Raw genomic sequence first — 22444 nt, 5'->3', positions numbered from 1 at the left:
CAGAGGTCCGAAAATGTGCCGTGAGTCTGTACGGTCACCTGAACAGCGCAACTTACGCCGAACTCCACCCTCGTGAAAAAATAAAGGTACCAGATATAGAAGATCTACACGAGATGCTGACGGCGCTTGCGAAGGTCATGCGCGTTGAGCTTGGGACCGAGAAACGCTGATTGAAAAAACCTCGTCCACAGCGGACCGCGCTCTTTCATGGCTCGCAGGCATGAGATGGGTGTAAACGCGCAGTGTAAACGCCGGGTCAGCGTGCCCTAGATACTCGGCGAGCGCCCTGATGCTGACGCCCGCCTCCAGGAGCGAGGAGGCGTAGAAGTGCCTCAAAGCGTGGAAGCCTTCGGCACGGCCTGGCGTCTCGATCCCAGCATCTCTCAACGCGGACTTCCAGACGTAGTGGTTGAACGAGTGCCGATGGAGTTGCTTTGACTCACGCGTATAGATAAGGAGCGGCACCGTCACAAGCTTGCCGTCAGGCGCGCCCCACGGCAGTGTGACAGGCAGCGGCTCGAACTTGTCCATGTGCGTCGCGATCGCATCCGCCACGCTCTTGGCCAAGGGCACATCGCGGCTCTTTCCGTGCTTCGGTGGACCGAAAATCATCTTGCCGCGCACAATCTTGACCTGTCGCAGCACGTGGATGACTCCCTCGGACTCGTCAACGTCATCCGGCGAGAACCCGAATACCTCACCCTGTCGGAGGCCGCACCCAGCACCGAGGTTGACACCGACCCGGTAACGCTCACCCAACTTGTCGCGGACCGCGTGAACGCGCTTCTCCGACCACGGGACGATCTTCGGATACTCACCCCGAGGCTTGATAACCGACTTTCCGTTGCACGGGTTCTTGCGCAACCGCTCGTCATCAATCGCAGCGGTGAAGATTGCCGAGACATTGGCAAAGATGCTGCGCCGGTACGTCTCAGCCAAGCCCTTCTGCTGTAGCTTGCGCTCCCATGCCTGGATCGTGGACGGCTGGATAAGCCGAAGTTCCGTGTCACCAAAGTACGGGTACACGTGGAGCTTGAGCCGGAACTCCACGCCCTCACGCGTGGACTCATCGAACGTCCGGGCGTCGATCCAGTGCTTCTCCGTGTAGTCGCGGAACGTGATCTTACCCGCGTCAGGGTCGAGGTATGTTCCCTTGTTCTTGTCGTTTTCAATTTCGTGCAGGAACGCGTCTGCCGCCCCCTTCTGTCGGTCCGGGAACATCTTCGAGCGCTCCCGACCATCCGGGCCAGGGAAGCGAACCTTGTACCGCATTCCCTTCCCGAACTGCGGAGCCTTCACCCGCTTGCCGTCCCGAACGGTCCACCAGCGGTCTTGCACGTGACCCATGACAGACTTCTCCTGTGTGCCGAATTGCCGAAAGTTTTAGGCCGCGTGCTGGTCTAGGCCGTTAAACCACTCGCGGACCTTGGCCGGGTCCCACCGCAGGTGTTTGCCGACCTTCCGAGCCGGAGGCCCGTAGTTCTTGCTGCGCCAGCCACGAATGGTGTGCACCGGCACGCCGAGGAAGGCTGAGAGATCGTCAACGCCCCACAGCCGGTCGAACTCGTTCCCGCTCATTGCCGTCCCCCTCCCCACGTTTCAGGCCGCTTGTGGAACTGCCGAAAGATCGGGCGGTGCACCGCTGGCCGCCAGCAAGGCCCGGTCGTACTCGGCCTTCCACGTGACCCGTTGGGCGATGGCGTGCATGAGCAGGTGCGCCCGTGGTGGCACGTTGGGGTCGCCGGGCCGGACCTTGTGCCAGACGAGCTGGGACGTGTCGGGTTCCGGCTTCTCGATCCCCAATGCCTTGAGTGCTTCCAGGACGAACCGCTTCCGATCGGCCCGGTGATCGGCCAGCGTCTTGCCGGACCACTTGCGCGAGACGAGCACCCGTCGACCAGGCAGGCCGAGCGTGGTGCGGCGATGCGCACGTCCCTTGCAGTGGCCCGGAGTGGTCCGGGAGCCGACGCCGCGCGGCTGGACGCCATAGAGCAGCCACACCGGACAGCGGTCCGAGCAGGGCGTCACGGCCAGCTCGTCCGCCAGGCGGTCAGCGTGTCGGCGCTGGCGGTCGGTGGACTGTTCGACCACTTCACCGATGGACTTGGTGAGGTACTTGGTCAGGTAGCCGATGTGGCGTCCGGCTTCCTCCGAGCCGCCGAGGATGCCCTTGGAGTGCACCTGACGCCCGAAGGTCACCACGTGCGCCGGTTCGTCCACGGCCTCGACCGCGTCCGCCCAGGCCGTCAGCGGCTGCCGGGTGTCCGGGTCAACGAACGCTTCCGCCCGTGCGTCCCAGACCGGCAGGTGGTCACCGCCGTAGAGCCGTTCGTCGTGGTTGGGCCACCACACCTGGTGGTAGGTGGCGGCGGTGACCAGGCGGATGGTCTCGTGGGGGATCGAACCGCGGACTGCCGCGTGCAGGTGCGGCGCCGCTCGCTTCTGTGGTTCGACGGTGGCGAAGTACTGCACGTCCCACCCGACGACCCGGCGAAGGTTCTGCCACCACCGGTCCACCAGGGAGGCGAAGTGCACCGCGTCCCGAGCCGCGCGCCGGTAGTTGTAGGTGTTCGGGTCGACCGGTGTTCCGTCATCGCGCACCCGCCCGTAGGTGTCGAGGGTGAGCGTGACGAACATCGAGGGCCGGAAGCCTCCCGCGTACTCCCGGCCCACGGTGCGCTTCTCCACGCGCCGCCGAGGCAGGTTCGGCGCGTCCTGGCGACGCTTGGTCGACCGCTTCACCGGTCGCTTGGCAGGTGCGTCGGGTGAGGGGAAGCGGCCCCGGACGCCGAGTTGCCGAAGTTCCGCGTCGACGCTGTGGATCTCCTCCCGCAGCTCGTCACCGTCACCCGCCTCCCCTGCCTCGACCGCCTCCCGGTACGCCTTGACCAGGTCCGCCCGGAACGTCAGCAACGCCTTCTGGTCCTCAGTGGGCGCGGTCGGGGTGAAGTCGGGTTCCTCGGCCATGTGCCAGCCCTCACGACACTGGGCCATCCGCAACGCCTTGGCCTTCTTCGCACACGGCGCACAGACGCTCTCGACCGTCGACCCGCACGGCACGGCGACGTAGCGCACTTCGTACGTGGCCCGGTCCTCGACTTCCATCGTGAACGGCCGCACGCACACCCCGTGCTGCTCTGCAGCAGCCTTGGCCACGTCCAGCGCCATCGGCTGACGCATTCGCTCAGCCCGCGTACCAGTCGTCACGCCGCCACCCCCTCGGCACCGTCCGGCTTGGTCGGGAACGGCCGCACCTCGGCAGGCCGGAAGTAGTCGCGCAGCGTCGCCAGGTCAGCGTCAGTGACGTGGAAGGCCCGAGCCCGGTCCGGCTCCCTCTGCCCGTCCTGCTTGACCCAGGCGACACCGGGCGTGTTCTCGCTGATCTCGTGAGCCGCCGCCCCACGCTGGCGAACACCATCACCAAGCACCATGTCCACCTGCTGTGGCTCATCCAGCCGCAGAGCGACACGGGTGCTGAACAGGTGCCGGAAGGAGACGACCTCCTTGCGCGGGTCCTGGACCAGGCCGACGATCACGTACCCCGGAGCCCGACCTTGAGAGGCGATCGTCTGCACAGCTCGCGCCGCACGCTCCCGGAGCTGCTTGTCCGTCTGATAGGCGATCACGTCCGCCAGCTCGTCCACGATGAGCACGGTCAACGGCTCACCGGTGTCCCGAGCCCACAGCCGCCGAATGCCCCGGTATCGCGCCGCCCGCTCCTTCACCTCAGTGGCGATCTCCTCCAACAGCTCAACCGCGTCAGCGCCGCTGCCGAACACCAAGCGGTCGAAGGCATCGGGCACCTGGCCCAACTCCATGCCGCCCTTGGGGTCGATCCCGACCAGGCGCACCAGGCCCGCCCGAACCGCCGGCGCGAGCTGCCACACGATCGACCACAGCACCGAGCCCTTACCGGCACCGGGCACGCCGACCACGAGGAGCTGAGACCCGAGCAGTCGGAGCCGCCACGGCTTGCCCGTTTCGGTCCGGCCGACGACTACCCGCTTGAAGTCGACGTCGGCCGAGTCTTCCAACGCAGGGACGGACACCGGCCGCACCAACGGGTCGGCGTGGACGAAGTCCAGTTCGAGCAGCCGAGGCCGCAGCACCCGGACACGGCACGAGCGAGCGCCGAACGAGTGCGCCAGGTTGTCCCGCCGCAGCTCCCACGCCTCTGGCGACTGGGCCGGGATCATCCTCACCCGCACGCGGTCCCGCCAACCCTCCGACCGGACGCGTCGCAGCTTGGGCCGGTACTCACGGCCCCGGTCGCGCTTGGCCAGGTCCGACAGCCGCATCACCGACCGCCACTTCGGGACGTAGACCGTCGCCCGCCGCCACTCGGTCACCAGCCGGTACCAGCCCTGCCGCAGGAACGACTCACGATCCAGGCCGGCCCAGAGCACCAATGCCGCGATCAGCGACAACAGCGCCAGCACGAGTGGCGAGAGTCCGAACCGCCACCAGCACCAGGCCGCCGACGCTGGCACCAGCGTGATGACCGGGTAGCGCACGACAACGAGCACCAGGCGCACGACGCCGACCAACACCAACCACACCAGCGCCACCAAGGCCGCGATCCACTTGGCCTTGCCCGGCACCAACACCCACCACGGCACCCGAGGCCGCACACCCTCGAACGGAGCCGGGTCGACCCACTTGCCGCCGTTCACAGCGCACCGCCCACAGCAACGGTGAAGATCAGCGGCAGCCATCCCAGGCAGGCGCAGCAGTCGAGCTGGTTCGGGGCGTAGACACCGAACCGCTTGCACGACTGGCAGCGCCGACCGTTGGACAACTTCCACAGACCGGCGGGGCGTCGACTTGACGTACGTCCCCCACGTACCGATACCCTTGACATGACTGGAATCCCTTGTGTGTCAACAAAAACGCATGGCAAAGCCAGTCAGGTGAGTCGCAGGGAGACAGCCGAGCCCGCCAAGACCTGGACCGTCTCCCCGCGACCGCACCCACCAGCCGCAGACTGTTCAGTTGTCATCAAGGCGTGCGCCATCACCACGCGACCGCATCGGTCACGCGTTCCAGAACAGCGCTACAACGTCCTACCGACGAGGCAAAGGCGACTCGGCCTTGGTCGGCCGCCGCCTCAGCCGAGCGTCCGAGCGAAAGCCGCTCCATGCCTGCGCACCCACCGGCGTCAGCCGGTACAGGTATGGCCCAGGGAACGATGGGACAGCGCCCGGCATCCGAGCCGCGTGGCCGGCCGCGACCACATCCCGCACCACCATGCGGACGGTGTGCACGTTCAGACCCGACGCGGCCGACAGATCCCTGACCGACCAGATCCGTAGCCGCTGCTCGACCCACGCGGCCATCACCTCGGCCAGAGCACCCGGCGAGTAGCCGACGTTCGCCGCAGTGCGTGCGACGCCCTCAGGGAGGTGCGCTCCCATCACCACCCGGTCAGGCCGCTCCCCGCCCCGAGCCCCACTCATGACGTCGACCAGTTCGACTCGACCTCGAACAGGTCCTCGAACCGCACCTCAATCGGCGCGAACGCCGCCAGCGCACCGGCGATGAACGCGGCACCAGGCCGCAGCTCACCCGTCAGCACCCGAGAGATGGTCGAGCGATTGACGCCCATCGCAGGTGCCAACGCGTAGTCAGAGGTCAGCGCCGACCGCCGCGCTGCCCGCTGGAACTCCGCCACCCGCAGCCGCACCGTGTACTGACTGCCTCGCCCACTGGGCGCAGGAGCACCCATCACCTTGGGCTTGGGACCGGCTGTCATTTGCCGCTCCCGTCATGCCGCAGCGCACCAGGAGCCAGCGCCTTCACGATCTCCTCGCCCTTCTCCTGCTCGCGCTTGGCCCAGTACAACGCCTCGTGGTGGTGCCCACGGTCGATCTCCGCGACCCGTCCGTACACCTCGGCTGACCCCAGGTAGAAGTCCCGCCACAGCCTTCGATCCGCCGCCGGCGCGGGCATCACCTTCACCAGTGCCTCATGCGCACCCTGCAACGTCGTGACAGCCCGCGCCCTGCGCCACAGCTCGTCTTGCGAAACGCGCTGGTCCTTGCTCATGTCCCGTCCTCGTCCGGGTTGACACGGGCACGCTCGATCCGCGCCCGACGATCGAACTCCTCGGCAGCGACGGCACAGGCGTGACGAGCCCACAAGGGCACGCCCAGATCAGCGGCCAGGATCCGCCACGCCCACGCCACCGCCGCGTAGCTTTCAGCCAGCCGAAGCACCGGTAACCGGGCGTCCGAACTGGACGCCGCGAACAGGGCCTCGGTCTGCTCCGCGTACGCGAGGTTCCAACGGGCGACCGCCTCACGAGACGGCCGCGCCACCTCAAGCCGCCTTCTGCTCGCCCTGGGGCTTCTCCGCACGCTTGGGAGCAGCGCCCACCTGCGGCGACGCGATGGCCGTAGCCCGGATCGTGAACCCCTGGTACTTGTACCGATCCCCCATCACCCGCGGCTCGACCGTCAGGCCCTCGAACGCCACCGGTCGGACCTCGACACCGGGCATCACCTGCACGGCCTGCGGCGGCACCGGCTGCACGTCGGCCAGGATCGTCACCGTCACCGAAGCGTCCCGCTCCTTCTCGGCGGACGGGTCCGTGACCACGACCTTCCACTGACGCTTGCCCGTGCGCTCGTCCACGCGCTGCTTGGCCTGCCGCCCGCGTCCCTTGTCTTCTGCGCTCATGTACTCCATGTCCGGCGCGACCTCACCGACCATCAGCGCTCCCTGTGGGAAGACCTGGTCGAACGACGCCTCGAACCGACTCCCATATGGAACCGCCACCAGCCACCTCCGTCACTTTGCCAGCCTGCCTATACAGGCTAGCCATGTGACGAGAGTAAGACAGCTTGGCTAGCCAAGTCAAGCAGGTGTCGAACGTCAGCCGATCGAGCTAGCTCTCTAGGCGGTCTAGCCAAGTGCGAACCGACGCTGCGAACATGTGCGAACAGACCGCTTTGCGGCGCTTTGCGTCCCGCTTTGCACTGGACGACCCAGACGAGGAGTCATGGCACTCGACCCGGATGACCCGCGACCGCCGTACGTGCAGGTCGCCAACGCTCTGCGCGCCGCCATCCTGACCAAGGTGTTCAAGGCGGGTGACAAGCTGCCGTCACGCGCGGAGCTGGCGAAGAAGTACGACGTCGCACCGATGACCGTGCAGAGCGCGCTACGCGAACTGCGCGACGAGGGCTTGATCGTCTCCCGACAGGGCAGCGGCGTGTTCGTCCGAGAGCGCACCGAGCGCCCGGTCGGCCTACGCCCTCACATCGAGCAGGCGTTCACGTCCGACCGCGTGACGATCGACTTCGCCGGGTTCTCCGGCGAGACCCTTCACGGCATCCTTCAGGAGCCGCTGGACAAGATCCGCATCGGCCGACTCACGCCCGAGACGATCCACGTCCGCATCCTGGTTCCGGATCCCACCGTCCCGTGGTCCGTGCCGTGCACCGTCGAGGACCGCTCCGACAGCCCCGCCTTCCGCGAACGCGCCGCCGAGATCATGCGCCGCCACACCCTCGCCATCGTGGACAACGTGACCGAGCTGGGCGAACTCGGCTTGGTCAAGGACGCCACCGCAGAGGTCCGCGTCCACCCAGCAGCGCCACTCTTCAAGCTCTACCTGATCAACAACGACGAAGCCTTCTTCGGCTTCTACCCGGTCCGCGAACACGTCCTCTCACTGGGCGGAGAACCCCAGGCCATCTACGACCTGATGGGCAAGGACGCCATCCTCTTCCACCACAGCACCACCGACGACGACACCAGCACGGGCAGCCAATACGTCGACCAGGCCCGCACCTGGTTCGACAGCCTGTGGAACACCATCTCCACGGAGTACAAGCGGTGACGACCGAGCCGGTATCGATGGATCAGCCGGAGGTTCTACACGCCATCCTGATGACCACCGATGCCCTGTTCCTCGACTTCGACGGCCCAATCTGCTCGATCTTCGCGAGTCTCCCCGCGCACCACGTCGCCAGTCAGCTCCGCAAAGTCCTTGCCGACGGCGGACATCAGGAGCTGCCTGCCGAGATCGAGAAGACCGAAGACCCGTTCGATGTCTTCAGCTACGCCGCCACCCTTGGCACCGGAAAAGCTCACTACCTCGAAGCCGCACTACGCGCCCACGAGGTCGAGGCCGTGGCCACCGCCGAGCCGACACTAGGCGCACACGACCTCATCCACGCTTGGCACGCGACAGGCCGCAAGCTCGCAGTCGTCAGCAACAACTCGCAGGCAGCCGTCAACGCTTATCTTCACCTGCACAACCTCGTGCACCTAGTGCACACTGTGTCCGCCCGTACGGAACCCGATCCTGCGGCCTTGAAGCCGAGCCCGCAGCTAATCGACCAGGCCGCCGAGGCCCTCACGGTTCCGCCATCGAAGTGCACTTTGGTCGGCGACTCACTCACCGACCTACGCGCCGCCAACGCCGCCGGAACCCGTTCCATCGGCTACGCCAACAAGCCCGGCAAAGCCGAACGATTCGCGACCGAACGTCCGAGCGCCATCACCACCAGCATGGCGACCCTCGACCGCATCGTGCGTTCCTGGTAGCTCTGCCGAATTTGGCTCTATGGGATCAAGGCGCGCCGCCTGCGGCGACGCGCGGGCCAGTCCCGCCTCACGTTTGCACCGACTCCCCGCATCGCGACACGCCGGGCTCCCGCTTCGCTCCGCCCGTCGGCCGCGCGCGGAGCCGGTGCACGTGGCTGGGAAGGCGGCGCACCATACCGATGCGAGCTGCCACCAAGCTACTTCCAGCCACCAAGGTCGGAACGATCGCGCGGTCACACGGCTACCAGCGCTGGGCACGGCGATCGACTGCCGCGACGGCTCCGCCGCCTTGCCGACGCTTGAATGACCGAAGACAGGTCAAGGTTGCATCAAAGGTCATCCGAAGACAGCATGTGCCGTCACAAGAATCGCTCGACCTTGCCCCTGAAAGCGGCTGAAGGCTCACTTACAATTGGCCAAATTTGCCACGTTCGATAGCTTTTAGAACTATTTCCTTTGCGATCACGAAAGCCGTTGAGGTACCGCACGGAAACCCAGCGGCCAACGCTTACCACCAGCGCCGGATGCCATCTTTTGTTTTCCCACACCCAAATGGGGTCGCCCGCTTTGTAATAGGATCCATCAGGATACATCCCACGCTCACGATGCACGTGAGCACCAGCATACGGCTCGATGGCGAACGCATCCCAATTCGGGTCGTGCACGTCGAGCCTAACATCTTCCGCCTCGAAGTCATCATACAGAGGCATTCCCTTATGAAAGAATCGAACCCGCCAAAGTGTGACATCGTAATATGGGTTATTGAATGCAACCCTAATTGCACATCTGCAAGACTCGTCCGGTGGCGCAATCGCGAGCCCCGGAATGGCGCTCTCGCCATACCGGTCGAATAAACGCTTTTGCCTTTCATGTCGCACGGATTCGACGCACGCGATTACACGGCCTGCAATCCAGACGTCATCCCAGCGGACGCTAACAATGTCTCCGAGCTTGAAATAATCGGGGCTGAGAACGATCATTTCCGTCTACTCCAGTGTGCCTACAATGCTCTGCAGCAAGATCACCTTAGGTCTGCTGCCTGCCAAGAGAGACACTAACCCCAGTTTTACCTTACACCCTACTGTCAGGATTTCAAACACCCGACGGCTCAGCCAGCCTGGGCAATACGACCACTAGTCATGCCCCTCGCCGAGCCACGCGGTTAGTGTGATTCGCCCAGCTCAACAAGGGCCGTAGCGTCACTCAGGACCAAACCGGGCACAGGCCAGAGGCGGCGAGCTGCCGTTGGCTCCGCACCTCCAAGCTGTCAGAAGCTCTGAGCATGATCAGGCCGTCTCCAGGCCGTCAGACGTGGATCAGTGTTGGTCAACGACGGTGAACGTCGAGCGGAAACAAGCAGGTCAGGCATGGTGCGATAGGTCGAACCGCAGGTCACCGCCGACCGCTGACAGTCCTACGACGTGTGATCGACGCGGGGCTCTGACCGGCAGGTCTTGAGCCCCACCCAGGCCGCCTCCAGGCCGTGTGAGCTGGAGAGGCCGTCGAAGCCTCCACAGGCCGAAGGCCCGGTGACTGAACCAGTCACCGGGCCTTCGGCCTTCTCGACGTCCACGCCCGCCGGTGCACGAGGACCGGTACCGCGTCACCCGGCCGCCGGCGCGCGGGTGCGGGTGTCGACCAGTTGGCCCGACTCCTGGTCGCGGTACTGGACGCGGAGGTACTTGATCTGGGCGGACGGGATCACGACGCGGGCCCAGCGTTCACCGATGACGTCCTCCACGTGCGCGTCCTCGCCGTCGAGGGGTTTGCCGAGGTAGGTCATCGAGACGCCTTCCAGCACGATCTCGCGCTCCTCCGGCACGCCCGACGCGGTGTGGGAGCGGAGGAAGCCGAAGAACGACGTGCCGTCCACCAGGTGCACGTGCACCCACGGCACGCTGCCCGCCGGGCGGTCGCGGCGGAAGACCTGGTGCCACGCGGTCTGCTGCTGCACCGACGTGATCTCACGACGGCGTCGGGCCAGCAGTTGGTCCAGCGCGGCGGCCGCGGCGCAGGCCAGCACGAGCTCGGCCACCACCGAGGTGAGCACCAGGGGCAGGTGGGCCCGCACGTACGCCGCGCCACCGTCGACCAGGCGGTCCAGGTCGACGACGACGTCCACGCCGAACAGCGCCCGGACGGCGGCACCCACCGCGATGAGCAGCGTGCACGCGACCAGCGTGAACGCCAGGCTGCCGAGGGCGACCCGGGACGCCTCGCGGAACGGCGTCTCCTTGAAACCGGCACGCCTGCGTTCCCTGAGCAGCTCGAACACGATGCCGGGCGCGACCAGCGCGAGGAACGACGCCACCGCGCCCAGCGTCTGCGGCACCATCAGCGGGTGTCGCCGCGCACCGGCGGCGGTTCACCGGGTTCCGAGTCGAGGTACCGGTAGCCCCCACCGGCCGGCTGCGGGCTGAGCCCTTCGTACGACTCATCGCCGGGATCGATCGGCACGTCGGTCGGCTCGTCGTTCTCGACCACGACGCCGATGACCTCGCCGGTGACGGGATCGACCTCCTCGCCCCGGCGCGGCTCCCCCCGCAGATGCCCACGATCGTTCTCCATGGCGACACCCTCCCTCACCCGGGGTAGTCGCCCACCGCTGCCACGCCGTTACTCACCGTCCGGAGACCGGACACCCGCCAGCCGACGCACGACGGCCAAGCCCTCGGGCGTTCCGGGCCAGTGCGAGGCGAGCACGTCCGGCCCCGCGGCGCGGACCGCGGAACGCAGCACCCAGGCCACCGCGATCACGTCGTCCGCGTACCCCAGCACGGGGATGAAGTCGGGCACCAGGTCGAACGGCAGCGCCAGGTACCCGAGCAGCAGCCACAACCGCACCCGCACCGACCGCGGCACGCCCGGATCACGCGCCAGGCGGGTCACCAACCTCAGCACGTCGGGCAGCAGGCGCACCGCCAGCGACAGCACGTCACCGCGCGGCCGGACCAGGAACAGGCCCGCGAGCAGCACCAGCCACAGGCCGAGCAGCCCGAGGACGACACCGAGGAGGACGTCCACCTACCTGGGCACCGGGATGCCGGTCACGGTGACCTCGCCGCCGGTGGGCGCGAGCTGACCGATGATCCCGCCGAACGTCAGCGAGAACGACGTGCTGTCGGCGCCGACCTTCCGGTCCAGCTCCAGGAACCCGTTGATGCTGCCGTTCTTCGCGATCGTCGTGGGCCACCGGCTGGTCGACAGGGTCGCGCTGTAGTCGCGCTCCGCGTCGTCGACGGCCGTGACCGACGCGACGGGCAGGTCCATCTTCGCGGTGCTGGCGTTGACCGCGGTGACGAACACCCTGATGCGGCCACCGACGTTCTCCACCTTGGTCACCTCCACGGTGAGCAGGCCGCGCGCCTGCTTCCACGACCCGATGAGGACCGCACTCTCCACAGGGGACTCGGGAGCCTCCTCCGAGGACGTCCCCGGGGCCGTGCCCACCGCACCGTCCAGGCCGGCGGTGTCGTCCGACGTGGTCGCCCGCGTGGTGGGGACCGCCGAAGAGGACTCGCGCAGGGTGACGCTCAACGCGCCCACGCCGACGGTGCCCGCGACGACCGCCTGGATCACCCCGAGCAGGACCAGCACGCCGAGCATGACCAGGCTGATCCTCAGGGCCGCGCTGCTCTTCTTGCGGTGGTGGATCTCGTCGTCCATGACGTCCTTCGTCCGGGCGCACGCGTGCGAACGGGAATCTCCCCCAGGAGCGCCGTTAGTCTCGGCATAAGGAACACCAATAGTCAATGCGTGCGAGCCCCAGTTCGACGGTGCGTAGCCCCCGGTGAACACGGCGTCGACACCAGGGCTGCCCGTCCCCCTATCGGGGCGGGCGGTTAGGGTCGCGCCGTGTCTGATGACGTCGCAACCCCCGCGCAGGTGCTGTCCACGAACATCTTCGACTCCGCCGCCGAGGCGATCGAGGCGATCGGCGCCGCCGACGTGCTCGGTCTCGGCGTCCGCGTGTCGAACCGCCTCGTCCAGGACGAGGAGTCCGACGACTCGCTCGTCGAGGAGTGGATCGTCGAACTGCTCACCTCGGTCCCGACCGCCGACGAGGAGTGAGGCAGCGAAGGGCCCCCGCCGTCGACGGGGGCCCTTCACCACCGGGTCTCACCGCACTACCCGGTCACACGGTCAGCACGATCTTGCCGCGCACGTGCTTGCCCTCCAGCAGCCGGTGCGCCTCCGCGGCCTGCTCCAGCGGGAACACCTGCTGCACCTCGACCTTCAACGCCCCCTTGCCCGCCTGCTCGGCCAACCAGTCCAGGTCGGCCCGCACCGGCTTGGCGTAGGCGTACCGACCACCCAGCTCCAGCACGTTGGTGCCCACGATGGACACGATCCGGGACGGGTCGCGCACCAGCGCCGGCGAGTCGTCGAGCGCCTGCCCGCCGACGCAGTCGAACGCCACGTCGACCAACCCGTCACCGCCGACGAGCTCGGCCACCTCGCCCACCAGCGCGTCGCCGTAGGTCACCGGCTCCGCGCCGAGGGACCGCAGGAAGTCGTGGTTGCGCGGCGACGCCGTCCCGATGACGCGTGACGCGCCCAGGATCCGCGCCACCTGCACGGCCAGGTGCCCGACACCGCCCGCGGCGGCGTGCACGAGCACCGTGTCGCCTTCGGACACCCCGACCTTCCGCAACGCCTGCAACGCCGTCAGCCCGGTCAGCGCCAGCCCGCCCGCCTCCTCGAACGACAGCGACGGCGGCTTGTGCGCCAAGCCGCGCTCGGTCGCCGCGATCAGCTCCGCGTACGTGCCGTTCTGCACGTGGTCCTTGCGCTGGTAGCCGAACACCTCGTCACCGACGGCGAACCCGTCGACCGCGGGTCCGACGGCACGCACCACGCCCGCCACGTCCCAGCCGGGGATCAGCGGGAAGTGGTGCGGCACCGACGCGGCCACGTACCCCATGCGCACCAGCCGGTCGACCGGGTTCACCCCGGCCGCACGCACCTCGACCAGCACCTGGTCCTGGCCGATCGGCGGGTCCGGCAGCTCCCGCATGACGAGGACTTCGGCATCTCCGAATTCGGTCTGCGCGATCGCTTTCACGCACCCCAGTGTTCAGGAACCGTAGAAGATGCGCTCGATCACGGCCCGCGCGCGCCGCGTCGTGCGCCGGTAGGAGTCCAGGAACTCGCCGGGATCACCCGGGTGCCCCATCGCGGACGCCACCGCGGCCAGGTCCCGCCCGGCCGTGGGCAGCTGGTCACCGGCCTTGCCCCGCACCAGCACGACGGCGTTGCGCGCCTCGGTCGCCATCACCCACGCGTCCCGCAGCGCCACCGCGTCCTCCTCCGACACCAGCCCCGCCTCCGTGGCCGCGCGCAGCCCGCGCACGGTCGACGGCGTGCGCAGGGCGGGCACCTCGAACGCGTGCTGCAACTGCAGCAGCTGCACGGTCCACTCCACGTCGGCCAGCCCGCCGCGCCCCAGCTTGGTGTGGGTGGACGGGTCGGCGCCGCGCGGCAGCCGTTCCGCCTCGACGCGGGCCTTGATGCGGCGGATCTCCCGCACCGCCCCGCCGTCCAGTCCCGACCCGGGGTAGCGCACCGGGTCGATCATCTCGATGAACCGCGCGCCCAGCTCGGCGTCACCGGCGATGAACCGGGCCCGCAGCAGCGCCTGCGCCTCCCACAGCTCGGCCCACTGCGCGTAGTAGGCCCGGTAGGAGTCGAGCGTGCGCACCAACGGCCCCTGCCTGCCCTCCGGCCGCAGGTCCGTGTCCACCTGCAACGGCGGGTCCTGGCTCGGCGCGCTGAGCAGCCGCCGCACCTGCTCGACCACCGAGGAGGCGTACCGGGCGGCGTCCGGATCGCTCACGCCCTCGACCGGCTCGCACACGAACAGCACGTCGGCGTCCGAGCCGTACCCCAGCTCGCGCCCGCCGAGCCGACCCATGCCGATGACCGCGATCGACGCCGACGGCGGACCCGCCGACCGCACCACCGCGTCCAGCGCCGCCCCCAGCACCGCCACCCACACCTCGGACAGCGACACGCACACCGTGCGCAGCGGCACCAGCCCGAGCAGGTCCGCCGACGCCACCCGCAGCAGCTCCTGGCGGCGCAGCGACCGGGCGGCGGTCACCGCGCGCTCCAGGTCGTTGTAGCGGGACACGGCGCTGCGCAGCGGGTTGCCGATGGTCATCGGGTCGCGGCCGACCAGCGCCTCGGTGTCCGCCAGCAGCGGCAGCACCTCCGGCGCCCGCACCAGCAGGTCCGGCACCAGCTTCGACGTGCCCAGCAGCGCGGCCAGCCGGTCGACCACCGTGCCCTCGTCCCGCAGCAGCCGCAGGTACCAGGGCGTCTCGGCCAACGCCTCCGACACCTTCCGGTACGCCAGCAGGCCCCGGTCCGGGTCCGGTGTGGTCGCGAACAGGTCCAGCAGCACCGGCAGCAGCGCCGTCTGGATCCGCGCCCGCCGGGAAACACCCCTGGTCAACGCCTCGATGTGCTTCAACGCCCCGTCCGGCGCGGCGTAACCCAGCGCGGCCAGCCGTGCCGCCGCCTGCGACGTCGTCAGCCGCAACGCCTCCGTCGGCACGTTCGCCACGGCCTGCAGCAACGGCCGGTAGAACAGCTTCTCGTGCAGCCTGCGCACCTGGTTCGCGCGTTTGCGGAACTCGGCCAGCAGCACTTGGCCCTCCGACAGCCCGCCCTCGGCCTGCAACCCCGACGCACGCGCCAACCACCGCAGCGCCGCACCGTCGTCGTCGGCCGGGAACAGGTGCGTGCGCAGCAGCCGCTGCAACTGCAACCGGTGCTCCAACGTGCGCAGGAACCGGTAGGCGCGGCCGAAGTCGGCGGCGTCCGTGCGACCGATGTACCCGCCACGCCCCAACGCCGCCAACGCCTGCGTCGTCGTGGTGATGCGCAGCTCCTCGTCACCGCGCCCGTGCACGAGCTGGAGCAGCTGCACGGCGAACTCGACGTCCCGCAGCCCGCCGCGCCCCAGCTTCAGCTCCCGGTCGGTCAGGCCCACCGGCACGTGGTCCTCGACGCGGCGGCGCATCGCCTGCACGTCGGGCACGAAGTTCTCCCGCTCCGCGGCCGTCCACACCAGGGGCCGCACCACGTCCATGTACCGCTGCCCGAGCTCCTCGTCCCCCGCGACCGGCCGGGCCTTGAGCAGCGCCTGGAACTCCCACGTCCGCGCCCACCGCTGGTAGTAGGTGGCGTGGCCGTCCAGGGTGCGCACCAGCGCGCCCGCCTTGCCCTCCGGCCGCAGCGCCGCGTCCACCTCGAAGCACGCCTGGCCCGCGACCTGCATCACCGCGCCCGCCAACCGGGTCGCCACCGCCAGGTCGCCCTCACCGACGAACACCACGTCCACGTCGCTGACGTAGTTCAGCTCCCGCGCGCCGCACTTGCCCATCGCGATCACCGCCAGCCGGCACTCGTCCGACCGCGGCACCTGCCGCGCGGCGACGTCCAGCGCGGCCCGCAACGCGGCCACCGCCAGGTCCGACAGCAGCCCGACGACGTCGTCGTAGTTGACGTACAGCTGGTCCGGCTCCACCACGTGCGCCAGGTCCGCGGCGGCGATCCGGCACAGCAGCGCCCGGTACTCCAGCCGCAGCGCCCGCACCGCCTCCGCGCCGGTCAGCCCCTCGACGGCAGCGACCAGGACGGGCGCGAACGCCCCCGCGTCCACCGGGTCCGGGTCGACCAGGCCGCGCCAGCGGTCGGGGTTCGCGACCAGGAAGTCCGACAGCGCCGTGGACGAACCCAGCACCGCGAGCAGCCGGCCGCGCAACGCCTCGCCGTCCCGCAACGCCTGGTCCAGCTCCGGCCACCGGTCACCGAGCGCGACGCGCAGCCGGTCTATCCCGAGCAGTGCCAGGTCCGGGTCCGGGCTGCGGGACAGCGCCACCAGCAGCGGCTCGTTGCCCTCCGTCGGCCGGCGCCCCTCCCACCACCCCGCGGCACGCAGGTGCTCACCGCTGCGCGCCTCGGTGAGGCCGAACCGCGCGGGGGACGTGGGGAGGCGGGCTGGATCGGTCATCGACGAACACCGTAACCCGCCCGGGGGTCGCGGGACCGATCAGCTCGCCACGATCAAGTAGATGCCGAACAACACCACGGTCACGCACGCCAGCAGGCAGGCCGCCGCCACGGCCGTCGGCCTCGCGGTGGACACCCCCTGCTCGTGCGCCACCTCGCGCGCCGACCACGCCCGCAGCCCGCCGGAGAACAGCAGCACCAGCCCCAGCACGATCCCGAGGCTCACCGCGAACACGGTGCCCAACGCCGCCCAGTCGATCTTCACGCCGCCACCTTGTGCGTCTCGGCCTGCGCCGCGATTTCGTCCACCACGTGCTCGGGCCGCACCGGCTCACGCCGGGACAGGAACCAGATGGCCGTCGCCACCCCGATGCCCACCAACGCGACCGCCACCACGCCGAGCGTGCCGAGCGACGCCACCTTGCCCGCGAACGCGCCCACCAGACCGGCCGCCGGCAGCGTCAACCCCCACGCCGCCGCCATCCGACCCGCCACGCCCCACCGCACGCCACCGCGCTGACGACCCAGGCCCGACCCCATGATCCCGCCGGACGCGACGTGCGTCGTCGACAGCGCGAACCCCAGGTGCGACGACGCCATGATCACGGTCGCCGCACTGGTCTGCGCGGCGAAGCCCTGCGGCGCCTCGATCGTCGTCAGGCCCTTGCCGAGGGTCTGGGTGATGCGCCAACCGCCCAGGTAGGTGCCCAGCGCGATCGCGACGGCCGCGCTCAGGATCACCCACAGCGGCGGTTCCGCACCCGGCGAGAGGGTGCCCGCGGTGATCAGCGTGAGCGTGATGATGCCCATCGTCTTCTGCGCGTCGTTCGTGCCGTGCGCGAGCGACATGAGCGCCGCGGACGCGATCTGGCCGGCCTTGAAACCCCGGTCCGTCACCGACTTCCGGGCCCGCGACGTCATCCGGTAGGTCAGGTGGGTGGCCAGCATCGCCACGACGCCCGCCACCAGCGGCGCGGCGATCGCCGGCGCCACCACCTTGTCCACGACCTTGCCGAAGTGCACCGCGTCCGCGCCCGACGCGATCCAGGTCGCCCCGATCAGGCCGCCGAACAGCGCGTGCGACGAGCTCGACGGCAACCCGACGTACCACGTCACGAGGTTCCACATGATCGCGCCGATCAAGCCGCCGAACACGATCGCCGGCGTGATCCGGGCGTCGTCGACGATGCCGCCGGAGATGGTCTTGGCGACTTCCACCGACAACAACGCGCCCACCAGGTTCAACACCGCGGAGAACGCGACGGCCGTGCGCGGTCGCAAGGCGCCGGTGGCGATGGAGGTCGCCATCGAGTTCGCGGTGTCGTGGAAGCCGTTGGTGAAGTCGAAGACCAAGGCCGTGATGACCACGATGATGACGAGGAGCGAGGCATCCACGCTGATTCCTCCAACTGAATCGACACAGTCGAAGGTAAACGCTACCTGTCTGGTCGATGAATGCTCACAACTACGCCGTGAACGCTACCTGTCCAACAGGTGAACTCGACCAACAACGGATGTTCGTCACACCAGCGGGAGGCTCCGGTGGATCGTCAGCTCACCGGCCGCCAGGCGCACGAATCGTTCGGCAAACGGTTGCCACGCCTCCCGGATGTCCTCGTGCCCCTGCTCCAGCCGCTCCGGGTCCAGCACCCCCGGACGCAGCCCGGCGCTGCCCTCGTACCCCGCCGCCCAGCGGAGCACCAGCTCCGGCGTGGTCTCGATGTGGAACTGCACGCCGTAAGCGCGGTCACCGATCCGGAACGCCTGGTTGGCGCACTTCGGCGAGGACGCGAGCAGCACCGCCGTCGGCGGCAGGAACGACACCTCGTCCTCGTGGAACTGCAACACGTCCGGCGTCCACGGCAGGTCGCTGAACAACGGGTCACCGCTCGCCGCGTCCCGCTTGGCCACCAGCTGCACGCCGATCTCCGGCCCCTGCGGCCCGCGCCGCACCTGCCCGCCGGTGGCCGCGGCCAGCAGCTGCGCGCCCAGGCAGATCGCGAGCAGCGGCACCCGCTTCGACACCGCGTGCGACAACAGCTTGCGCACGTCCGCCAGCCACGGGTACGTGACGTCGTCCAGCGCGCCCATCACACCGCCCAGGCACACCACGCCCTGGTAACCGTCCAGGGTGTCCGGCAGCGGCTGCTCGTAGGGCTTCACCACGTCCAGCACCGCCCCGGCGGCGGTCAGCCACTCACCGAGGCGGGCGGGCGGGTCGTCGTGGTCGGGTTGCAGCACGAGCAGTCGCGTCACCCCACCGAGGTTAGTTCAGCAGTCGCAGGAGATCCCGTGCAGGCCCGCCACCGCGCCCTCCCCCTCGACGGGGTAGCCGGAGGCCTGCCAGGTCGTGATGCCACCGGCCAACCGCTTCACCTTGAACCCCAACCGCGACAGCTTCAGCGCGCCCTTCGTGGCCGCGTTGCACTGGAAGCTCTCGCAGTAGCAGACGTAGACCAGGTCGCGGTCCCAGCCGGCCGTCGTCGTCTCGTCGATCTCCCAGTGCGGCAGGTTGATCGCGCCGGGGATGCGGACGCGGGCGAACGCCTCGGGACTGCGCGTCTCGACCAACCGGAAACCCGCCGTCGCACCGGCCTCCAGGTCGCGGACGACGTCGTCCGGGTCGGCCTCGAAGGCGAGTTCCGCGGCGAAGAACTCGGCGGCGGCAGCGGGGTCGGCGGCGGGGGTGCGGAGCGTGTTCGTCATGGGTGAATCGTCGCTGACCAGCGCGTTCGACCCCATGGGGAAGTCCAGGTGTTCAGCGCCTCCCGCTTACGATTCCACGGTGGAACTGGACGACCTGGATTGGAAGTTGTTGGAGCTGCTCCAGCAGGACGGGCGGATGACGTTCACCGAGCTGGCCAAGCGGGTGTCCCTGTCCGCGCCCGCGACGACCGAGCGCGTGCGGCGGCTGGAGCAGGCCGGGATCGTCACCGGGTACGTCGCGGTGGTCGACCCGCAGCGCCTCGGGCTGCCGATCGAGGCCATCGTCCGCGTGCGGGTGCGCAGCCTGGACACGCCCCGCTTCCGGGAACGGGTCGTGACCATGGCGCAGGTGCGCGACGCGGACCACGTGACCGGTGACGACTGCTGGCTGCTGCGCGTGGTGTGCCGGTCGACGGTCGAGCTGGAGCAGTTCGTGGAGCAGGCCCAGCGCTACGGCGACACGACCACGTCCCTGGTGTTCTCCTCCCACGCCCGCAACCGGCCCGTGACGCGGGAGGTTTTCGGGGGTATCGTTTCTCGATAACATCGATAAACGATATGCGGGGGGCATGTCATGTCGAGGAAGAACTTGTTGGAACCGTTGACGGGCGTGACGGCCGTGGCGTTGTCGGTCGGCCTGGGCCTGCTCGGGCTCGCGACCGCGGTGCGGCTGACCGTCGGCCTGTCCGACCCGGTGTGCTTCGCCGCGCGGAGCTGGCCGCACGACGTCCAGGGCGTCGACCTGGCCGCGGGCGCCCGGCTGGACGGCGTCGACCAGGTCCGGCTGTGCGTGGACGACCCGGCCCCGTGGCAGCACCTGCTCGGCGTCCTGTCCGAGTTCTCGACGCCGCTCGCGCAGGTCGGCGCGCTGCTGCTGTTGTTGCTGGTGCTGCGTGACGCCGCCCGCGACGGCATCCACACGGACGGGACCGCGCACGGCGTGAACCGGCTCGGGCACTTCCTGCTGTGGGTGCTGCCGGTGGCGGCCCTGGTGGAGTCGGTCGCCCGGACCACGCTCGTGCACGCCGCCGTCACCTACGACGCCGGCTCCCTGTCGTTCGTCGGTGGCTGGGACGTGCCGGTGTGGGCGATCATCACCGGCATCGCGCTGCTGTCCGTGGCGAAGATCATCCGCTCGGGTGCCGAGATGCGCGCCGACCTGGAAGGGACGGTGTGAGCGGTGGAGCAGGACGTGCTGCGGCCGTTGACGAAGGTCGTCCGGTTCCTGTGGTCGGTCACCGCCGTCCTGACCGCGGGCGCGACCGCCTGGTTCGCCATCACCGGGGCCATCGGCTCGCAGCCGGTGTGCTTCCGGACCGGGCTCCCACCCGACGGGCACGGCAGCAGCGGCATCCTGCACCCCGACGTCACCAGCTCCGTCGAACAGGCCCTGATCTGCCTGCAGCAGCCGACCGGCGGGGAACGGGTGGTCGCGTTCCTCACCACCGCGCCCACCGCGTTCGGCTACGCGATCACGCTGCTCCTGCTGCTGTTGTTGCTGGAACGCGCATCCCGCGACGGCGTGCACACCGCGGCGACGGCCGCCGGGCTCAAGCGGTTCGGCGTGTTCGTGCTCGTGGCCCTGCCCGCGGTGACGCTCGTCGAGGCGTTCGCCGCCGGGTGGCTGCTGCAACGCGCCACGAGCCGTGACGTCGAGGCGACCGCCTTCCTCAGCGACTGGGACCTGCCGTGGTGGGCGGTGGTCACCGGCGTCGGCTTGCTCACGCTTGCGAAGATCGTGCGGACGAGCGCGGAGATGCGTGAGGACCTCGAAGGAACAGTGTGACCATCCAGGTGCACCTCGATCGGCTGCTGGCCGAACGCGGGATGACGTTGACCGAGCTGGCCGACCGCGTCGGCGTGACCGTGGTCAACCTGTCCGTCCTCAAGAACGGCCGGGCGCGGGCGATCCGGTTCAGCACGCTCACCGCGCTGTGCGACGTGCTGGAGTGCCAACCGGGCGACCTGCTCAGCAACCGGCCGGGATGAACCCGAACTCCGCCGAGTCGACCACCGTCCGGAACCCGATCCGCTGGTAGATCGAGTTCGACGTCGGGTTCGCCAGGTCGGTGTACAGCACGACGTGCTCCGCCCCGTTCTCCCGCGCCCACGCCGCGCAGGCAGCGGTGACGGCCGCGCCGTACCCGTGCCGGCGGTGCTCCGGTGGCGTGTAGACCGGACCGATGCGGGACATGGCCGACGCCGGCGCGTTCGCCGCCGCCCACGCCACCGGCGTGTCACCGTGGTGCCAGATCAGGTGACCGTTGCCGGCGGCGATCCCGGCGCGCAGCAACCTCTGGTACCGGTCCGTGATGTCCTGGCCGTCGACCTGGGTGGTCGCTTCGACGCCGAACTCCCGGCGCCATTCGCTCAGCATCTCGAGGTCGTCCTCGGTCGCCATGCGAGCGGCCCCCGGGACGTCCGGTGTGACCAGGTCGCCCAGCTCGTACAGGCGCATCGCCATCTGCTCGGTGGCGCTGCACCCCGTCCGGGCGGCCCAGGCGACGACGAACGCCTCCACCGAGTCCCGCGGTCCGCTGACGCCGGGCAACTCGACCTCACCGGCCAGGGCGTCCGCGACGACGTCCACCCACTGCGGTGCGATACCGGAGATCGCCATGGGCCACGGCGGTGTGCGCAGCGCCGCCGCCACCAGCACCCCGTCCTCCGAGACGGTGACCAGGAGCGGTGGCTCGTCATCCGGATCGGGGCGGTTGAGCCACCGGTCCACCGCCGCGATCGGCACCGTGTGGAACACCGGGTCTGCGGTGAAGAAGTCCTTGGTCAACGCCCAGAACCCGGCAAGGTCGTCGTGTCTCGTCACCTCGGCCACGATCGGACCGTAACGCAAAAAGCCTTCAGGGGCACCCGATTACTCGAGTGCCCCTGAAGGCGAAAAATTGTTCGGCGGCGTCCTACTCTCCCACACCCTCACGAGTGCAGTACCATCGGCGCTGGAAGGCTTAACTACCGGGTTCGGAATGGGACCGGGTGTTCCCCAACCGCTATGACCACCGAAACACTATGAAATTACCAACCCGTAGGCACCCCGACCCACCCCGACCAGCAGGGTGGACCGTGGTGGTCCGGTTCGGCTCTCTCAGAACCGCACAGTGGATGCGTAGCATTTTCGTAGCAAGTCCTCGGCCTATTAGTACCGGTCAAC

General features: G+C 68.9%; 27 protein-coding genes and 1 rRNA gene. 7 read left to right on the top strand and 21 right to left on the bottom strand.

Translation table 11 applies throughout. From position 1 onward, the window contains the following. Window positions 1–135: 135 nt before the first annotated feature. The 8 genes from AB0G02_RS06475 to AB0G02_RS06440 all read right to left on the bottom strand — a co-directional run bounded on the left by AB0G02_RS06475 (window position 136) and on the right by AB0G02_RS06440 (window position 6777). A complete protein-coding gene (locus AB0G02_RS06475) occupies window positions 136–1347 on the bottom strand; it encodes a site-specific integrase (RefSeq protein WP_360790250.1) in 1212 nt (403 codons plus the stop codon). A gap of 36 nt (window positions 1348–1383) precedes the next feature. Then, complete coding sequence (locus AB0G02_RS06470) at window positions 1384–1578, bottom strand: helix-turn-helix domain-containing protein (RefSeq protein WP_360790247.1); 195 nt, start codon at window positions 1576–1578, stop codon at window positions 1384–1386. Between the two features lie 21 nt (window positions 1579–1599). After that, entirely contained in the window at window positions 1600–3180 is a 1581-nt protein-coding gene (locus AB0G02_RS06465; RefSeq protein ID WP_360790244.1) for a replication initiator, read from the bottom strand. A 23-nt stretch (window positions 3181–3203) separates the two neighbouring features. Then, a complete protein-coding gene (locus AB0G02_RS06460) occupies window positions 3204–4673 on the bottom strand; it encodes an FtsK/SpoIIIE domain-containing protein (RefSeq protein ID WP_360790241.1) in 1470 nt (489 codons plus the stop codon). 779 nt (window positions 4674–5452) lie between these two features. Continuing rightward, the gene (locus AB0G02_RS06455; RefSeq protein ID WP_360790238.1) at window positions 5453–5671 is read right to left on the bottom strand and encodes a transcriptional regulator; all 219 of its coding nucleotides are present in this window, start codon (window positions 5669–5671) and stop codon (window positions 5453–5455) included. A 77-nt stretch (window positions 5672–5748) separates the two neighbouring features. Continuing rightward, window positions 5749–6045 carry an AMED_5909 family protein gene (locus AB0G02_RS06450; RefSeq protein WP_360790235.1) on the bottom strand — a complete coding sequence of 99 codons (297 nt, stop codon included), beginning with the start codon at window positions 6043–6045 and terminating at the stop codon, window positions 5749–5751. After that, on the bottom strand, window positions 6042–6317 hold the full coding sequence (locus AB0G02_RS06445) for a hypothetical protein (protein ID WP_360790232.1): 276 nt from the start codon (window positions 6315–6317) through the stop codon (window positions 6042–6044). Before AB0G02_RS06445 ends, AB0G02_RS06450 begins: the two co-directional genes overlap by 4 nt. A gap of 1 nt (window position 6318) precedes the next feature. Beyond that, window positions 6319–6777 (bottom strand): hypothetical protein, encoded by a 459-nt coding sequence (locus AB0G02_RS06440; RefSeq protein WP_360790229.1) that lies wholly within the window; start codon window positions 6775–6777, stop codon window positions 6319–6321. Window positions 6778–7000: 223 nt separating this feature from the next. On the opposite strand from AB0G02_RS06440, the gene AB0G02_RS06435 reads away from it, so the two are divergent. Beyond that, the gene (locus AB0G02_RS06435; RefSeq protein WP_360790226.1) at window positions 7001–7843 is read left to right on the top strand and encodes a winged helix-turn-helix domain-containing protein; all 843 of its coding nucleotides are present in this window, start codon (window positions 7001–7003) and stop codon (window positions 7841–7843) included. Further along, window positions 7840–8553 (top strand): HAD family phosphatase, encoded by a 714-nt coding sequence (locus AB0G02_RS06430; RefSeq protein ID WP_360790223.1) that lies wholly within the window; start codon window positions 7840–7842, stop codon window positions 8551–8553. Before AB0G02_RS06435 ends, AB0G02_RS06430 begins: the two co-directional genes overlap by 4 nt. Before the next feature lie 359 nt (window positions 8554–8912). Here AB0G02_RS06430 and AB0G02_RS06425 read toward each other — a convergent pair whose 3' ends face one another. The 5 genes from AB0G02_RS06425 to AB0G02_RS06405 form a co-directional block, all read right to left on the bottom strand. Further along, the gene (locus AB0G02_RS06425; protein ID WP_360790220.1) at window positions 8913–9533 is read right to left on the bottom strand and encodes a hypothetical protein; all 621 of its coding nucleotides are present in this window, start codon (window positions 9531–9533) and stop codon (window positions 8913–8915) included. 623 nt (window positions 9534–10156) lie between these two features. Then, entirely contained in the window at window positions 10157–10888 is a 732-nt protein-coding gene (locus AB0G02_RS06420; RefSeq protein WP_360790217.1) for a DUF6338 family protein, read from the bottom strand. Beyond that, window positions 10888–11121, bottom strand: coding sequence for a hypothetical protein (locus tag AB0G02_RS06415; protein WP_360790214.1), 234 nt, complete (start codon window positions 11119–11121; stop codon window positions 10888–10890). The genes AB0G02_RS06420 and AB0G02_RS06415 overlap by 1 nt, the downstream gene beginning before the upstream one ends. A gap of 48 nt (window positions 11122–11169) precedes the next feature. Further along, a complete protein-coding gene (locus tag AB0G02_RS06410; protein ID WP_360790210.1) occupies window positions 11170–11577 on the bottom strand; it encodes a DUF1232 domain-containing protein in 408 nt (135 codons plus the stop codon). Next, window positions 11578–12219 carry a hypothetical protein gene (locus AB0G02_RS06405; protein ID WP_360790207.1) on the bottom strand — a complete coding sequence of 214 codons (642 nt, stop codon included), beginning with the start codon at window positions 12217–12219 and terminating at the stop codon, window positions 11578–11580. 189 nt (window positions 12220–12408) lie between these two features. On the opposite strand from AB0G02_RS06405, the gene AB0G02_RS06400 reads away from it, so the two are divergent. Next, window positions 12409–12624, top strand: a complete 216-nt coding sequence (locus AB0G02_RS06400) for a hypothetical protein (protein WP_233812167.1) — start codon at window positions 12409–12411, stop codon at window positions 12622–12624. A 64-nt stretch (window positions 12625–12688) separates the two neighbouring features. On the opposite strand, the gene AB0G02_RS06395 is transcribed toward AB0G02_RS06400, so the two are convergent. From AB0G02_RS06395 to AB0G02_RS06370, 6 genes are all read right to left on the bottom strand, one after another. After that, window positions 12689–13618 (bottom strand): NADP-dependent oxidoreductase, encoded by a 930-nt coding sequence (locus AB0G02_RS06395; protein WP_360790203.1) that lies wholly within the window; start codon window positions 13616–13618, stop codon window positions 12689–12691. A 12-nt stretch (window positions 13619–13630) separates the two neighbouring features. Beyond that, window positions 13631–16573 carry a bifunctional [glutamine synthetase] adenylyltransferase/[glutamine synthetase]-adenylyl-L-tyrosine phosphorylase gene (locus AB0G02_RS06390; RefSeq protein WP_360790200.1) on the bottom strand — a complete coding sequence of 981 codons (2943 nt, stop codon included), beginning with the start codon at window positions 16571–16573 and terminating at the stop codon, window positions 13631–13633. A gap of 39 nt (window positions 16574–16612) precedes the next feature. Then, window positions 16613–16837: a hypothetical protein gene (locus AB0G02_RS06385; RefSeq protein WP_360790197.1), complete on the bottom strand. Its 225-nt coding sequence runs from the start codon at window positions 16835–16837 to the stop codon at window positions 16613–16615. Continuing rightward, window positions 16834–17967: an inorganic phosphate transporter gene (locus AB0G02_RS06380; protein WP_360790194.1), complete on the bottom strand. Its 1134-nt coding sequence runs from the start codon at window positions 17965–17967 to the stop codon at window positions 16834–16836. The genes AB0G02_RS06385 and AB0G02_RS06380 overlap by 4 nt, the downstream gene beginning before the upstream one ends. A gap of 126 nt (window positions 17968–18093) precedes the next feature. Further along, complete coding sequence (locus AB0G02_RS06375; protein ID WP_360790191.1) at window positions 18094–18828, bottom strand: type 1 glutamine amidotransferase; 735 nt, start codon at window positions 18826–18828, stop codon at window positions 18094–18096. Between the two features lie 15 nt (window positions 18829–18843). After that, entirely contained in the window at window positions 18844–19278 is a 435-nt protein-coding gene (locus AB0G02_RS06370) for a rhodanese-like domain-containing protein (protein WP_360790188.1), read from the bottom strand. Window positions 19279–19357: 79 nt separating this feature from the next. Here AB0G02_RS06370 and AB0G02_RS06365 point away from each other — a divergent pair, with 79 nt between their 5' ends. From AB0G02_RS06365 to AB0G02_RS06350, 4 genes are read left to right on the top strand one after another with little or no spacing between them, the layout of a single operon-like run. Beyond that, window positions 19358–19822 (top strand): Lrp/AsnC family transcriptional regulator, encoded by a 465-nt coding sequence (locus AB0G02_RS06365; protein WP_360790185.1) that lies wholly within the window; start codon window positions 19358–19360, stop codon window positions 19820–19822. 30 nt (window positions 19823–19852) lie between these two features. Continuing rightward, on the top strand, window positions 19853–20455 hold the full coding sequence (locus tag AB0G02_RS06360) for a hypothetical protein (protein WP_360790182.1): 603 nt from the start codon (window positions 19853–19855) through the stop codon (window positions 20453–20455). 3 nt (window positions 20456–20458) lie between these two features. Then, a complete protein-coding gene (locus tag AB0G02_RS06355; RefSeq protein WP_360790179.1) occupies window positions 20459–21064 on the top strand; it encodes a hypothetical protein in 606 nt (201 codons plus the stop codon). Further along, entirely contained in the window at window positions 21061–21267 is a 207-nt protein-coding gene (locus AB0G02_RS06350; RefSeq protein ID WP_360790176.1) for a helix-turn-helix transcriptional regulator, read from the top strand. Before AB0G02_RS06355 ends, AB0G02_RS06350 begins: the two co-directional genes overlap by 4 nt. Here the strand turns inward: AB0G02_RS06350 and AB0G02_RS06345 are convergent. Next, window positions 21248–22102: a GNAT family N-acetyltransferase gene (locus AB0G02_RS06345; RefSeq protein ID WP_360790173.1), complete on the bottom strand. Its 855-nt coding sequence runs from the start codon at window positions 22100–22102 to the stop codon at window positions 21248–21250. The two genes, AB0G02_RS06350 and AB0G02_RS06345, sit on opposite strands and share 20 nt — an antisense overlap. A 78-nt stretch (window positions 22103–22180) precedes the next feature. Beyond that, window positions 22181–22297: ribosomal RNA gene (rrf, locus tag AB0G02_RS06340) — 5S ribosomal RNA — on the bottom strand. Window positions 22298–22444: the final 147 nt, after the last annotated feature.

The sequence above is a fragment of the Actinosynnema sp. NPDC023658 genome (assembly GCF_040639995.1).
Classification (GTDB): Bacteria; Actinomycetota; Actinomycetes; order Mycobacteriales; family Pseudonocardiaceae; genus Actinosynnema.
Note: the sequence above shows the minus strand (reverse complement) of the source record. Positions and strands in the feature narration are given on the sequence as shown.